Below are 14611 nucleotides of genomic sequence, written 5' to 3' on the forward strand. Positions count from 1 at the left end.
TCGGATTGCTATCTCCCACCAGGGATTCAACTTAGAATCACTTCATGGAGAATGACTGGCTGCTGCTAGCTTGGCTTTCTCCATTAATACTTGTGATGGTCATTTTTGACCTCAAAGCGAGAAATTACGGCAAGAAAGTCCTTCATTTACCCAAGAAGGAATACGTGAGTTTATTGTGGCTCGCCATCCTTGATCCCGTATTTGAAGTTCTCTTCATTGGTGTAGTTCTTTGGGATGACCTTTCCCGTGATGTCTGGCACTGGGTTGCCGGGGGTGTCGGGGTTGTGCTGGGTTACTTCTTCGCCCGTTATCGCACACGGATCATGTGGGTTCGACCTCTGCGTGAAAAGAAGGCCGTGATTCTTCGAAACAGCGGTGCGGAATACATCGCCCTTGTTTTCTTGGTCATCGTCAAAACGGTTTCCGAAAACAGCAATTTTTCCAATTACTTTGCAAGCCTCTTGATCACCGTTGGTTTGCTCACCATCGTGAGCGAGTCTGCGATACGTGTCGCCATCTTGTTTAAGCGATACAACAATGAAATGCCTGCAGTAAGGGCTTAGAGAACGTGAATCGCGGTCGCTCGCCAGCGGCCATCCATACCTTCCAAGCGAATAGCGATGGAACGAGTGCGAGCTTTGCCGTGCACAATGACCACCGACTCAATCACGCCATCCACGGGGTGGGTAATGATCGTGCGCCCCAGACCAAAGGTGGGCAGGACCGAGGGCTGCTTCTTCACGGCACGTGCTCGACGCGAGATGTGGACGCGCTGGAGCAGGTTTCGATAGACGTCATCGGTGACCCAGCGAGAGATTTGCTCGAGGTCACGACACCCAGCAAGAATTTCCATCACGCTGCGCGCCAAGTTTTCCACCATCGGCTGGGGATCGGGAAGTGCCGAAGTTGCGGTGTGCTGGTGGCCAAAGAAGTCATCGTTGACGAAGCTGGTGCGAGTTGCGGGGAATGCGGGTGCGGTATTCATGTCAACACTGTGACATGGAAACTAGACTGAAAGTCTATTTCTCAGGAAACATGTGGATAACTCCAGCAGATTCACAGGTTCGCTCCTTACCTTCGCTAGCTATGGACTTCGACACCCTCTTCCAAGATTTAGAAAATCAACTCGAACGTGAACTCGATGCAGAGATCATTAACCGCCTCGATGATGAAGAGCGTGAGCGGCGCGCGAAGCTGACGCTTCGAGAGCGCCTGCGGGCACTTCATCAGGCCAACCCCGCGTCAGTTCTGACGGCGCTGACCAAGGATGGCAGAGCATTAACGCTTCAGATCAAGAACGTGGGCAAGGACTGGGCGGCAATTGAGGTGCTGGAGCCGTCAGATATTCGCGGGCCATTGATTCTCGCTCTTCACGCACTCAGCAGTGTGGGAATCCCACAGGAGTACGTGAAGGAAAGCCTCGGTACACCTGTAGGCGAAGTCTCTGATCACGACTTGAGAGAACTCTCACGGAGTTCTCGGTTGGCAGAGAAGGTGAACTTTGCCTTCGTGCTGCGAGATGTGAGTAGACGGAGAAAAAGAGTCATGCTCTACACGGCGCTGGGAAAGTTTCAAGGAACTCTCGACCAGGTTGGAGCAGATCATCTTGATGTCAGTAGTGACGGCTCGAGGCACCTGCTGCCACTTCGAGATCTGTTCTTCGTCAGAATTGAATAGTAAATGTTCAGATAATTAATTGTTTCAACCGACGGCTGAATAATGCTATTATCTGAACATGAGCGGAAATATCGGAGAAGCACCGGCTACAGAATCTGAAATGCTGCGAGGGACTGTCTCTCAGCTGCAAAGTCGTTTGCCAATTGGGTGGAAGGCATATTTTTCAGAGGGACTTCAAGGAATACGATCCGAATCAAATGAGGTATTGGAAGTATTAAGCCCGGGTGGCCAGAAATGCACACTGGGCCTATTGGCCAAGCACATAGTTGAACTGAGAGATGTTCCACGGCTGGTTGAAGATGCCACCAAAATGACGTCTCTTTCCAGTATTGAAAACATTCTGGTTGTTTCTCGATACTTACCCGCAAGCGTCCGCGAGGCATTCTCTTCGCGAAATATTTCCTATTTAGATTTCACAGGAAATCTCAGAATAGAGACTCGTTCTCCCGACATGTACATATGTGATCGTGGATCAAATAACAACCCCTGGAAAAAACCAGGACGCCCCATGGGGACACTTCGTGGAGAGCCTGCCGCAAAGGTAGTGAGAGCACTTCTTGACTACGCAGGACCATGGAAAATTCGTGAGCTAGTTGAACTTTCTGAATCAGCAACAGGCTCGGTGTATCGAGTTGTTGAATTTCTTGAAAGGGAAAACCTCATTACCAAGGATGAAGCTTCAAGATATGCCGTTCGTGATTGGCAGAAGTTACTCCTGCGATGGAGTCAAGATTATGGGTTTCTATCTACAAACAAAACGTCGACGTGGATTGCTCCACGAGGTATTGATGGACTACTTGAGATGTTGGGGCAAGAAGATCAGAAAGATTACGTTGCTACCGGATCTTGTGCCACCTCATCCTGGGAGACAGTTTCGCCCACGCGTTTAGCAACTTTTTATGTCTCCGATCCAGAGTATTTTGCCCAGAAATATAACTTGAGACCAGCACCCGAGGGTGCGAATGTGGTGCTGGTGAAGCCTGCCTTCAAAGTCTTAGTGGAGGGTGCTAGCAACAACAATGATGGGTTAAGAGTGGCTGCTCCCACGCAGGTGGTGGCTGATCTCTTGGGAAGTCCAGGACGAGGCCCTACCGAAGCAGAAGCACTCATGGATTGGATGGCGGCTCATGAACAGCTTTGGCGAAAGTCCTGATTCTCTGGTCGTAACTGCGCGATTGGCGTTACTAGATGCGCTGGAAGCCCTGGGTGACCATCGGGATTCGATAATTGTGATTGGCGCACAAGCTGTGTACTTACATACAGGCGCATTGACCGATGTGGCTCTTGCTGAAATGACAACAGATGGAGATCTTGCTGTAGATCCTCGCGAACTTTCCAATGAGCCTTTGATTGAAAATGCAATGCGTTCGGCAGGGTTCATGCCCGGCCTCGTTGATTCGCCTGGAACGTGGGTTAGTCCAGCTGGAATACCTGTGGACCTCATGGTCCCGTCCTTATTAGCCGGGAATGGAAGGCGTGGGGTGAGATTGCCACCTCACGGCGATAAATCAATGAGGAAAACACGTGGGATTGAAGCAACTCTTGTTGATTTTGACTATCAACTCATTCACTCTCTTCATGCATCTGACACGAGATCTTTCAGCGTCAAAGTGGCGGGGCCTGCCGGATTACTCGTAGCTAAACTTCATAAAATTGCAGATCGAGAGGATCATGACAGTCGCCTGGACGACAAAGACGCGCATGACATTTATCGATTGTTAAGGGCAGTTCCGACGTCTGAGTTAGTTCAGAAATTCAAAAATTTATTCATCGACGAACTCGCCAAACAAGTTTCGTTTGAAGCACTTGAGCTCTTGGATCGATTGTTTGCCCAGGGCCCGCAATCATTGGGGAGCGTCATGGCTGGGCGGGCAGAAACACTCGTGGGAAACCCCGCTCAAGTGGCATTGGCTAGTTCAATCCTTGCCGAAGTTGTGGTGCGCGAACTGAAAGAACACATGTCACTGAGCTAGAGCTCAATGATATTGGAGGCGGAAGAAAGAGAGCTGTTCCAGAGTGCACTTCTGCGTGCCAGTTCATGTTGATCCACGACGAATTGATCCAACACGTCATGCTGTATGCGCCAGGGACCTCGCTTTCCCACTCGAAAGCCGTGAAGCTCACCAGAGTCGATGAGTTCGTGCACATCAGAGGCAGAAACTTTGAGAAGTTCTGCTGCTTCAGCAACGGTGAGAAAACGGTCCATATTCACATCAGTAGAGTCAAAATCATTCATATCCACACAATATGAAACGTTGAGCCCTCAAAACCTGCCAAAGAGCAATCTGTGGATAACTACAGCAGAGTTCACAGCACTTTAGAGAAGATGCTTGTCATGACTCACTCAACCTCTCGCCGCCTCGACCTGCGGCTCATTATCGGCATTGCCATTGTCGTCATTACTGCCCTAGCCGGTTTTGCACTGGTGACCTCAGCGGAAAACACCACCAGTGTGTATGCCGCAGCGAAATCTCTCACCCCTGGCCATGTGCTGCAGAAGACTGATCTAGTTCTTACAGATGTGAAGCTCGGAAAGTCCAGCTCGGCCTATCTGGATGCCTCCGGGCTCACACATGGCGCTGTGGTTACAAAGGCTGTAAGTGCTGGAGAACTTGTGCCAATCAGTGCAGTGGGAACGGCCAAGCAGGTCGCCACCACGAACGTGGTGGTCCAGCTTGACGTTCCCCTCTCGTCAGATGCAGTGGTTGGCTCCAATGTTGATGTGTGGGCATCCATGGCGGCAGGTCAGGGAGTCTTCGGCCCTCCTGCAGTGATCATTTCTGGTGCTCAGATTGCTCACATCACAGAAGCCACTGGACTTGCTTCCTCAAACGGGGGAGTGCGCGTCGAGATCGTGGTTCCACAGTCCAAAGTTGCAGCACTTCTTGAATCCCAAGCCAATGGCGATGCCATTTCTCTCGTTCCAAGTCGGGGTAAGGCCTAATGTCTCGGCTGATTGCCGTCTGGGGTCCCACTGGTGCGCCTGGTCGCACAACTGTGGCCATCAATTTGGCAGCAGAACTGGCAGAACAAGGCCAGAGAGTGCTTCTTATCGATGCTGATAGCTATGGCGGAGCCATAGCTCCCATGCTGGGGCTGGTCGATGAAGCAGCAGGCTTTGCTGCTGTGTGTCGATTGGCAGAGTCTGACCAGCTCACCATCGCTGAGATCGAACGCCTGAGTCACCAGATGAACACCGGAGTTCACAACATGTCCCTGCTCTCAGGGATTGTGAGACCAGATCGCTGGCCTGAGCTTTCTGCCGAACGTGTCAGAAAAGTAATCGGGGTGGTTCGGGAGAATTTTGACGCCATCGTGGTGGACGTGGGATTTAATCTCGAGACAGATGAAGAGATCACAAGTGATCTCTTTGCGCCACGGCGTAATGCGTCCACGTTGACCGTGCTGAAGCATGCCGACTGCATCGTGGAAGTGGCTTCTGCAGATGCACTGGGCATAGCTCGGTTTATTCGAGCACATGATGTGCTGGTGGAGGAATTCCCTGAATCACTACGCGTGATTGTGCTCAACAAAGTTCGTTCGGGGCTAGATGCCAGGGGTTCTGCCCAAGCAGCTTCCACGCTGAGTCGATTTGCTGGATTGCATGAGGTTCACGAACTAGTCGCAGATGACAAGGCAATGACGTCGTCTTATGCGGCGGGGAGACCACTCAGTAGTTCGGCAAAGAACAGCAAGCTGAGAAAGCAGTTTCAGAAGCTAGCTGGACTATTCAGCCAAGAAACAGGGGTTACTGCTGTGAAGCAAGGCAGATTTCACAGAAAGCGTTTGAGCGCTTAGTTTTCCACTATTTTTGGCAACTCACCGAAATGTCAGTCCAGTCTGTTATATTTTTCTTACATCCCCCAACGTTTCGTCGTTGGGCCTAACGCCCCGAAGCATACTCGGGGCGTTATTTTTTACCAGCCGGATGGTTTTGAAATAACTGCGCCGGTTTTTGGAAGAATCACATTGCTGGGTAGTTGAGACTCGCGCAATGCGCCACGGGAAATCCTGACAGTAAATTCAAAATCACATGCATTGAGACGTTTACTCAGTTTTGGATGTGGCGGAATGTGCGCAAGTTTTGCTTGTGTCTCTAAGCGGATCATTTCCACCGTGGGCGCAAGGTCAGAATCACTTGAAACCATGACGTAGAGGTCAGCTTCGCTTCTGGCAGCGTCGAGGGTCATGCGGGTGCCGAGAGAAACGTCAGAACCCTTTTCTTCCACTTTCCAAATCTTGACCCCGCGACCGAAAGACCAAGTTTTGGGCATTTTGATTCCCCAAATACGTGATTTCCTTCTTTTTGGCGCAGATGAGGGGTGGACCATGAAATTTCCGAAAACGACCTTCACTCTCTTGAGTGTTGTCAATGCATTCAAATACGTTTTTTGCCTCAGAGGTGCGCCGGGATCGCGCGGGTTTGCTTTCGCTTGTAATTGGGCAGTGAAGTAGTAAATTTCTTTGACCTTATAGTCAGGAAGAAGCCTGTCAAATAGCGCTTCTAAATCAACCCATTTGTATTCCGTGCCCAAAAGTGAGCCGTAATAAAGATTGAACGCGTCTACATAGACAATTGCGCTCGGTTTGGCCTGCATTTCATAACAATTGCAGGTACCACGGACATTTTCGCCAAGGGAAATTAATCTGTGGAGGAACCAATTCTCTCGTTCAGGAACGAGAGTGTCTCATTCAGAGCAGTCTGAGCTGCATCAAGGTTCAGCTTGAACTGATATTCGTGGGGCAAAGGTGGGGTGTAGTCAGCAGGCCAGAAGAGTTCTGTGACATTCACGCCAAGAGATTGCAGCTTCGCTGCAAAAGGCTTGGAGTTCTCGGCCGTGAGAGGGTCTGCGTTTCCGCCAGAGATGTACGTGGCAGGGAAGTTGCCGGTCACGTGGTTAATCGTCGACATTTGAGCCATTGCTGGTGAGGTGGTGATGTCACGGTCTCCGGTGTATGCCCACAAGGACACATCATCTCCCCAGCCCAGGATTCCCTTGGCACCAATCAACGACGTGAGTTGATACACGCCACAGTTGAGCACAACACCTTGCAGCTGCTCAGGAGAAAGAGTAGGAGTGAAATCCATTTCCTTGGCGAAATCAGGGTTGGTAATCAGTGCAGCAAGTTGGCTTGAAAGCTGTGCTCCGGCTGAGTCCCCTGCGAGAACAATCTTGCTGGGGTCGATATGGAACTTCTCAGCGTTATCCAGCAAGAACTGGTGTGCTTGGTTGAGTTCAAAAACCGCAGTGGGGTAGGTCGCTTCGGGACCGTAGGTGTAGTTCAGTCCCACCACGGTGTATCCCTTAGAGGCCAGGATCTCGAAGTAGCTGCGGTCATTGGATTTGTTGCCAGAGATCCACGCGCCTCCGTGAGTCCAGATAACCGTGCCCAATTGGGTTGTAGTGCCCGTGGGATAAAACACATCTAGCTGCGTAAAGTCACTGGCTTTGACGTGAGGCTGGGTTGAATCAGTTGCGTACTGGACGTCCAAGACGGAGTCCACACCGCTAGTGGGGGCGTAGGGGGCCATGATGGCAGCGGTCTTCTTTGCGCCATCTTGGAATACCTGGCGAATAATCAAGGCACTAGGCCAAGGGCTCACGGTAAACACGAGAACAGTCACCACCACTAATCCGGCAAGGACAGCTAATGTCCGCCACAACCACTTCTTACGCATGACTCTAGGCTAGAGGTATGTCGACCCTCAGTAACATCATGGAATCCCAAGGAATTGGCTCCGCAGCCGATATTGAATGGCTCCACATGCTCATTGGGGACTGGCAGCTCATTGCTGACCTCGCATTTGCGGACATTGTTCTCTGGGCGCCCACCCAAGATGGTTCCTTCGTTGCGGTTTCCCATGCTCGTCCCTCCAGCTCAGCAACATTGTTCTATCGCGACTTCGTCGGCCAAAAAATCAAAGCTGAATGGCGCGCACAGGTAGGCGAAGCTTACGAAACCGCGAGCATCATCGAGTCCTCTTCCCCAGCTTGGTATGAAGAGACCCCTACTCGCGTTCGTGCGGTGCCTGTTATCCGCCGCGTGCGTCAGGGCTCGACTGACTCCGCACCGAGTAGCCCCATTGCTGTCATCTCCCTTCACACCAATCTCTCTGAGAGCCGTTCACCCAGTCGTCAGGAAATGACCTTCAATTCCTGCGCCAATGACCTCTTTGACATGATTGCCTCCGGTGACTTCCCAGACCTCGACGCAGCACCTTCACCACGCCGTGGAGCGCCTCGTGCAACAGACGGTCTTATTCGCCTGGATGTTGACGGTGTTGTCACCTTTGCCAGCCCCAACGCTCTCTCTGCCTTCAACCGCATCGGCTTCGCCGATGAGCTGGAAGGCGAGTCGCTGGCCGAGGTCACCACTCGTGTGCTCACAGGCAAGATCAATGTCGATGAATCACTTCCTGTTGTTGTCACGGGCCGTGCACCCTGGCGCGCTGACATTGAAGCCCGTGGTGTGACTGTTTCCTTGCGCACAATCCCTATTCGCCACCTCGGTGAGCGAACCGGTGCGATTGTGCTTTGCCGAGACGTCACAGAGCTGCGTCACCAAGAGATGGAGCTCATTACTAAGGACGCCACCATCCGTGAGATTCACCACCGTGTGAAAAACAATCTCCAGACAGTTGCTTCGCTTCTGCGTATTCAGGCACGCAGAACCCAATCAGACGAAGCACGTGAAGCACTCACACAAGCAATGCGCCGTGTTGCCTCCATTGCCGTTGTTCACGACACCCTTTCTGAAGGTCTCACCCAAAATGTGGACTTCGATGACGTTTTCAACCGCGTACTGATGCTGAGCGCTGAAGTGGCTGCTATCCACGGCACCACCGTTCACCCACGACTCACCGGAAGTTTTGGGGTGCTTCCTAGCGGCTATGCCACACCTCTAGCTCTGGCACTCACAGAACTGGTTACCAACGCGGTAGAACACGGCCTGGCAGGCCGTGAGGGCACTGTTGTTATTGAAGCGAATCGTTCCGAAGAACTTCTTACCGTCCACATCGTGGACAACGGAACCGGTTTGCCTGAAGGAGCTATTGGAGATGGTCTAGGAACACAGATTGTGAAGACACTCATTCAAGGTGAGCTCAGTGGATCTATTGAGTGGAATGCTGCTGCCGAAGGCGGAACCGATGTCTTTATTGAAATTCCTCTCCGTTTCGCTAACGTCATTGACTAGCCTTCACAGTCAATTCCGAGCCATCTGGCTAGAATAAAAGGGAAATGGACGACCCCCCGCCTGCCCGAACCAGTGACAATTCTTCGTCACTGATGATTTTCGAGCGTGGTGAATCTCATGTTTGCTGAGTGGGTAGCTTTCGCAGCCGGTTTAGTTCTTACGGTTGGGACGGGTTTCTTCGTCGCCGCGGAGTTTGCTCTGGTCAATCTTGACCGGCCAGAACTTGAAGCCCAACGTGATCGTGGCGTTCGAGGCTTAGGCCTCACCATCAAGGCATTGACCATTACGTCAACCCACCTCTCCAGTGCACAGCTGGGTATCACGTTGACGACGCTCTTGACAGGTTTCTTGATGGAACCTGCGCTTTCAGCGCTGCTTTTCCAGCCACTTTCGGCTTTGGGGTGGAACGAAGCAGTTATTCGCACCGTCGCCGGAGTGAGCGCCGTTGTCATTGCCACCGTGCTTTCCATGATTGTGGGAGAACTCGTTCCCAAGAACTTTGCCTTGGCATTACCGCAGGCAACAGCGAAGGTTGTAATCCCTTTCCAGACACTTTTCACCACGGTGTTCAAGCCACTCATCGCAGTTCTCAACGGTCTCTCAAATGCGGTACTTCGAAGCTTCGGTCTTGAGCCCAAGGAAGAGCTTTCAGGAGCTCGATCGGCAGAGGAACTCTCGTCTCTCTTGCGGCGCTCCGCAAGCGAGGGCGCCCTCGAGGAAGACACCGCAACACTGTTGGGCAAGACACTTGCGTTTAGTGAACTTTCTGCCAGTGATGTGATGACGCCACGTTTGCGCATTGAATCACTGGAACCAGGAGATTCTGCACGTGCCGTACTTGAGTTGGCCCGTAAGACCGGTTTCTCTAGATTCCCCGTCACTGAGGATGGCCTCGACGACGTCGTGGGTATTGTTCACGTCAAGAACGCGATTTCAGTGCCGAGGGAACGTCGCAACGACGTTCCTGTCTCGGCGCTGATGATTGAACCCTTACGCGTCCCAGACACCATGTCCCTTGATGCTTTGCTTGCAGAACTTCGTGGCAAGGGTCTCCAGATGGCTATCGTCGTTGATGAATACGGTGGCACGGCAGGTATCGCCACTCTTGAAGACCTCGTTGAAGAACTTGTTGGTGAGGTCGCAGACGAGCATGACCGCACCCGTGCTGGTGTTGTCAGCTCTGCCGACTACCTCACCTTCCCAGGATCACTTCGACCAGACGAGCTGGAGGAGCGTGCCGGAATTACCGTTCCGGAAGATGACAATTACGAAACCGTGGCCGGTTTTGTTATGAGTCAACTGGGACGCATTCCGGAACAAGGTGACATCGTCACTGTTCCCGAAGGTGAATTCAAGGTGGTCCGCATGGACGGCCGTCGTATTGACCGTCTTCGTTTCACGCCCGTTGTTGTTGAAGTGGGTGAGAGTAATGAGTGATTGGGCTGGTCTGATCTGGCTGGTTGTTCTCCTTGCCGTGAACGCCTTCTTTGTGGCAGCTGAATTCGCAGTTATTTCTGCACGTCGCTCCCAAATTGAGCCGCTTGCCCAAAAGGGCAGCGCTGCAGCCAAAACTGCGCTTTATGCCATGGAACGCGTGAGTCTGATGCTGGCCACCAGTCAGCTGGGAATCACGGTAGCGTCCTTGCTGATTCTGAACGTCTCAGAACCCTCAATTCACCACTTGGTTGAGTTGGGACTTTCTGGAACTGGTTTGGATGACGGGTGGATAAGTGGCATCAGCTTCGCTGTTGCCTTAATCTTGGTCACCTTCCTGCACGTCATCTTTGGGGAAATGGTGCCAAAGAATGCATCGTTCTCCGTTCCTGAAAAGGCCATACTTTTGCTGGCGCCACCTCTTGTCTTTATTGCTCGGGTTGTAAAGCCTGTTATCTGGGCCATGAACGGTGTGGCCAACGCTGTATTGAGACTTGTTAAGGTTGAACCCCGTGAAGAAGCCAATAGTGTTTTCTCTCTCAACGAAGTGGCCACCATTGTTTCTCATTCCACTCGAGAGGGAATGATTGAAGACTTCTCAGGAACTTTGTCTGCGGCGTTTGAATTCACCACCAAAAAGGCGGGGGATATCAAGGTTGAGCTTGCGAACCTCGTCACCTTGCCCGAGTCGGCAAGCGTGAGCGACCTTGAACAAGCTGTGGCCAAGTATGGCTTCTCTCGTTACGTCATCAGCGACGCTGATAACGAACCCATTGGCTATGTCCACCTCAAAGATGTCCTGACCTTCGATGACGACATCTCTGAAGCTGGAACCCACACTGGACCCATTAAAGCCAAGCGCATTCGCCAGCTGGCCACGTTGACCGAAACCACAGACCTCGAAGACGCTTTGGCAGAACTGCAGCGCAGCGGTATTCATATTGCTCGAGTTGTTGATCTTCAAGGGAACACCACTGGTGTGTTGTTCTTGGAGGACATCATTGAAGAACTCGTCGGTGAAGTCCAAGACGCCACCAGGCGCAGGTAATCGAGGGATTTGCCGTGACGGAACAGATACGAGAATGGGGAGCTGCTGACGCAGCACGCCACATTCGTGTCCCTGGTCCACAAGACAACAAATACAGCCACGGGGTTTTGGGAGTCGTTACAGGCTCCGAGAAATATCCAGGAGCTGCTGTACTCGGCGTCGAAGCAGCACACCGTACAGGCATCGGCATGGTCAGATTCTTAGGAGAAAAGGCCCCTGCAGGCCTCGCCTTGGCACGTCGGCCTGAAACGGTCACCGTTTCTGGGGCCGTCGATGCATGGATCGTGGGTTCTGGAATGGAATCAACGCCAGGTCTCAATCCTGAACTTCCAGCGCTCGCTCACGCAGCATTAGGACTTCAACCAGTCGTCGTTGATGCTGGCGGATTAGGTTTCCTCGGCCATGTCTCTGCGCCAGCCATCATTACTCCGCATGAGGGTGAGCTGGAACGACTCGTTCCGCGAAATGGTTCAACGAGAGAAGAATGGGTTGCTTCAGCAGCTGACCAATTAGGTGTTGTCGTTGTACTCAAAGGGCATGAAACACTTGTCGCAACTCCTGAAGAAGCTACTGGTGGCAGGTTCCTGGTGAAAGTCACTTCTCCCACAGCATGGCTTGCGACCGCGGGAACGGGAGATGTTCTTGCAGGAATTATTGCGGCAGTTGTTGCCACTCATTCGGTGAAGAGAGTTCCATCACTTCATGAATTAGCTGAGTTGGCTGCAACTGGAGTCTTTCTGCATGGTAAAGCTGCAGAACTAGCTGGTGAAGATGGGCCATTTCCTGCACTTGATGTTGCAGAGTCTGTTGGTCGTGCAGTCGCGTGGGTTCTTTCTGAAGGCAAGCACTAAAAATGTTTAGGAAAACCTACTGGCTCAACCCTGTGCTGATGTGGTCTGCATTTGCAGTGCTCAGCTTGTGGCTGGGATGGCAGGGATATGTTGCTGAGGCCGTTCCCTATGGTGATGTGAGCTTTGTCTATGAGTTCTGGGCAGGCCAGGCAGCAGGTGGGGCTGGAATAGTTGGGCTGGATTCACAATGGGTATACCCAGCTGCCGCTTTGATCCCGATTCTCTTGCCGCTACTTGCCGGGCCGGGACTCTATCCCATTGGCTGGATTGTTTTGGTCACCGCCCTCAATGCGGGGGCGTTCGCATATTTGTTGTACTCGGCCCGTGGAACGAAGCGAAACGATCTTCAGCGCACCGCTGCATGGTGGTGGCTTGCATTCCTGCTTTTACTTGGACCGATCTCCGTGGCAAGGCTCGACAGCATCGTCACACCGTTAGCAATTGTTGGATTGCTCACTGCCGTGCAGCGCCCGGCAATAGCAGGGGCTCTCCTTGCACTCGCAACATGGATCAAGGTGTGGCCTGCTGCATTGATTGCAGCAGTGCTGGTTGCAGTCAACAAGCGCAAAACTGTGTTGCTTTCGGTTGTGATTACTTCCGTGATGATTGTTGCAATCGCGATCATCATAGGCGGCGCAGCAAATATCTTCAGCTTCCTGGGGGAGCAGACAGATCGCGGGCTCCAAATTGAAGCTCCGCTTGCCACTCCTTTCCTCTGGTTGGCTTCGTTCCATGAACAGGGATATGCCGTTTACTACGACAGTGTCATTCTTACCTTCCAGGTCATGGGAGATGGCACAGGAACAGTTGCCGAACTCTCCTCAGTCCTCCTCGGCGTTGGTTTCCTCGGAACTTTGGGCTGGGGTATCTGGCTTCACCGCAAGGGTTCAAGCCCCAGCCATGTTCTACCTGCTGTGGCATTGACCTTGACCATGGTGTTGATTGTGTTCAACAAGGTGGGTTCCCCGCAATACATTGGCTGGCTTGCAGCACCGATTATTGCTGGGTTAATCCTTGAGCAAAAAAGGTTCGTTGCGCCGGCAGTGATTGCCCTTGTGCTTGGTGCACTCACGCAGGGCTTCTACCCGTATCTCTACAACGGTGTGCTCAATGTTCAGCCACTTGAACTCAGCATTCTCACCTTGCGCAATATAGGTGAGCTCGTCTTGCTGGCCGTCTCTGCTTCGGTGCTCTATGAAGCCAAGAGGCGAGAGATCTGAGCTCCGACAAACTCTGATTCAATCAAGAATGCGTCGTGACCAAAGTCTGACTCTAGGAGAGCAGGCTCGTCACCATTGATGTTTCCTGGAATGTGAGCAGCCAGACGCTTCTGACCTGCAAGTGGGAAGAAGCGGTCACTATCAATGCCGATAATCAGTGTGGGAATCGTGATGGACTCTAGCACCGATTCGATGCTTTCTCTGTTGCGTCCCAAGTCGTGAGAGTTCATGGCTTCTACGAGCGTCACATAGCTGTTGGCGTCAAAGCGACGAGTGAACTTATTGCCGTGGAAGTCGAGATAGCTGGCAACTGCGAAGCGGCCGCCCTTGCCCAGAGGGCTAATGTCACTCTGTGAAGAGCGGTCAAAGCGTTCGTTGAGTTCTGAGGGCGTGCGGAAATTCTGGAATGAAATTCGGCGCGCAAGTGCAAGGCCGCGGAAGGGGCCTTCGCCATCACGAGCTTCGTAATAGTGACCAGCGCGGAATGCAGGGTCGAGCATGATTGCTTCGATCTGAACTGTGTTCAGAGCGATTTCATCCGCACTCGTTGCAGGTGGGGCCGCGAGAACAGCCAAGCGTTCCACTCGCTCAGGGAACATGGCTCCCCATTCGAGTGCATGCATGCCACCCATGGAGCCACCTATGACAGCCGCCCACTTATCAATACCAATAACGTCAGAGAACTGAGCCTGAGCACGTGCTTGGTCACGAATGGTTGTGTAGGGGAAGCGTGAACCCCACTCGTATCCATCTGGAGCAAGAGAAGCAGGTCCAGAAGAACCTTGGCAGCCACCTAGAACGTTTGGTGCAACGACAAACCACTTGTCAGTGTCGATAGCGAGACCTGAGCCAACTACTTCGTTCCACCAGCCAGCTGTGGTGTGACCGCCACCAGCTGGCCCCACAACATGGCTGTCGCCAGTGAGGGCGTGTAGAACAAGCACGGCATTGTCTTTGGCTTCGTTGAGCGTGCCCCAGGTTTCATAGGCAATGCGCACGTGGGGGAGTGATCCACCACATTCAAAGTCAAAGGGGCCTAAGTTGGCAAACTGACGGTTGCCGGGGGCATCACCATCACGCCATGCGCCTGTAACGGGGGGCTTTCCGGCAACAGAACGAACCTGCTCATCAGTAATAAAGCCTGAGGGCAGGTTGTCGGCCGAATCTTGCCAATCCATAGTGGA

16 protein-coding genes are annotated in these 14611 nt (G+C 52.5%); 11 read left to right on the forward strand and 5 right to left on the reverse strand.

Annotation, left to right across the window (positions count from 1 at the left end):
* Positions 1–44: 44 nt before the first annotated feature.
* Positions 45–563: a hypothetical protein gene (locus AURMO_RS01905; protein WP_110232898.1), complete on the forward strand. Its 519-nt coding sequence runs from the start codon at positions 45–47 to the stop codon at positions 561–563.
* Here AURMO_RS01905 and AURMO_RS01910 read toward each other — a convergent pair.
* Positions 560–985, reverse strand: coding sequence for an Rv3235 family protein (locus AURMO_RS01910; RefSeq protein ID WP_110232899.1), 426 nt, complete (start codon positions 983–985; stop codon positions 560–562). The genes AURMO_RS01905 and AURMO_RS01910 overlap by 4 nt on opposite strands.
* Before the next feature lie 50 nt (positions 986–1035).
* Between AURMO_RS01910 and AURMO_RS01915 the strand changes: the two genes are divergently transcribed.
* The 3 genes from AURMO_RS01915 to AURMO_RS01925 are packed head-to-tail and all read left to right on the forward strand — an operon-like array spanning position 1036 to position 3650.
* Positions 1036–1677: a hypothetical protein gene (locus AURMO_RS01915; protein ID WP_110232900.1), complete on the forward strand. Its 642-nt coding sequence runs from the start codon at positions 1036–1038 to the stop codon at positions 1675–1677.
* 58 nt (positions 1678–1735) lie between these two features.
* Entirely contained in the window at positions 1736–2830 is a 1095-nt protein-coding gene (locus tag AURMO_RS08890) for a hypothetical protein (RefSeq protein WP_162532642.1), read from the forward strand.
* Positions 2805–3650, forward strand: coding sequence for a hypothetical protein (locus AURMO_RS01925; RefSeq protein ID WP_110232902.1), 846 nt, complete (start codon positions 2805–2807; stop codon positions 3648–3650). Before AURMO_RS08890 ends, AURMO_RS01925 begins: the two co-directional genes overlap by 26 nt.
* On the opposite strand, the gene AURMO_RS01930 is transcribed toward AURMO_RS01925, so the two are convergent.
* Positions 3647–3913 (reverse strand): helix-turn-helix domain-containing protein, encoded by a 267-nt coding sequence (locus AURMO_RS01930; protein ID WP_110232903.1) that lies wholly within the window; start codon positions 3911–3913, stop codon positions 3647–3649. The two genes, AURMO_RS01925 and AURMO_RS01930, sit on opposite strands and share 4 nt — an antisense overlap.
* 99 nt (positions 3914–4012) lie before the next feature.
* On the opposite strand from AURMO_RS01930, the gene AURMO_RS01935 reads away from it, so the two are divergent.
* Positions 4013–4621, forward strand: a complete 609-nt coding sequence (locus AURMO_RS01935) for an SAF domain-containing protein (protein ID WP_162532643.1) — start codon at positions 4013–4015, stop codon at positions 4619–4621.
* Positions 4621–5475 (forward strand): CpaE/TadZ family protein, encoded by an 855-nt coding sequence (locus AURMO_RS01940; protein ID WP_110232905.1) that lies wholly within the window; start codon positions 4621–4623, stop codon positions 5473–5475. Before AURMO_RS01935 ends, AURMO_RS01940 begins: the two co-directional genes overlap by 1 nt.
* Positions 5476–5594: 119 nt before the next feature.
* Here AURMO_RS01940 and AURMO_RS01945 read toward each other — a convergent pair whose 3' ends face one another.
* Both AURMO_RS01945 and AURMO_RS01950 read right to left on the reverse strand, forming a co-directional pair.
* Positions 5595–6275 carry an NYN domain-containing protein gene (locus AURMO_RS01945; RefSeq protein ID WP_110232906.1) on the reverse strand — a complete coding sequence of 227 codons (681 nt, stop codon included), beginning with the start codon at positions 6273–6275 and terminating at the stop codon, positions 5595–5597.
* 44 nt (positions 6276–6319) lie between these two features.
* Positions 6320–7357: an alpha/beta hydrolase gene (locus AURMO_RS01950; protein ID WP_110232907.1), complete on the reverse strand. Its 1038-nt coding sequence runs from the start codon at positions 7355–7357 to the stop codon at positions 6320–6322.
* A gap of 17 nt (positions 7358–7374) precedes the next feature.
* On the opposite strand from AURMO_RS01950, the gene AURMO_RS01955 reads away from it, so the two are divergent.
* From AURMO_RS01955 to AURMO_RS01975, 5 genes are all read left to right on the forward strand, one after another.
* Positions 7375–8874 (forward strand): sensor histidine kinase, encoded by a 1500-nt coding sequence (locus AURMO_RS01955; protein WP_110232908.1) that lies wholly within the window; start codon positions 7375–7377, stop codon positions 8872–8874.
* Between the two features lie 117 nt (positions 8875–8991).
* Positions 8992–10311: a hemolysin family protein gene (locus AURMO_RS01960; RefSeq protein WP_110232909.1), complete on the forward strand. Its 1320-nt coding sequence runs from the start codon at positions 8992–8994 to the stop codon at positions 10309–10311.
* Entirely contained in the window at positions 10304–11356 is a 1053-nt protein-coding gene (locus AURMO_RS01965; RefSeq protein ID WP_110232910.1) for a hemolysin family protein, read from the forward strand. The genes AURMO_RS01960 and AURMO_RS01965 overlap by 8 nt, the downstream gene beginning before the upstream one ends.
* A 14-nt stretch (positions 11357–11370) precedes the next feature.
* On the forward strand, positions 11371–12207 hold the full coding sequence (locus tag AURMO_RS01970; RefSeq protein ID WP_110232911.1) for an ADP-dependent NAD(P)H-hydrate dehydratase: 837 nt from the start codon (positions 11371–11373) through the stop codon (positions 12205–12207).
* Between the two features lie 2 nt (positions 12208–12209).
* Entirely contained in the window at positions 12210–13427 is a 1218-nt protein-coding gene (locus tag AURMO_RS01975) for a glycosyltransferase 87 family protein (RefSeq protein WP_110232912.1), read from the forward strand.
* On the opposite strand, the gene metX is transcribed toward AURMO_RS01975, so the two are convergent.
* A complete protein-coding gene (metX, locus tag AURMO_RS01980; RefSeq protein WP_110232913.1) occupies positions 13400–14605 on the reverse strand; it encodes a homoserine O-acetyltransferase MetX in 1206 nt (401 codons plus the stop codon). The two genes, AURMO_RS01975 and metX, sit on opposite strands and share 28 nt — an antisense overlap.
* Positions 14606–14611: the final 6 nt, after the last annotated feature.

This window comes from Aurantimicrobium photophilum, assembly GCF_003194085.1.
Lineage (GTDB): Bacteria > Actinomycetota > Actinomycetes > Actinomycetales > Microbacteriaceae > Aurantimicrobium > Aurantimicrobium photophilum.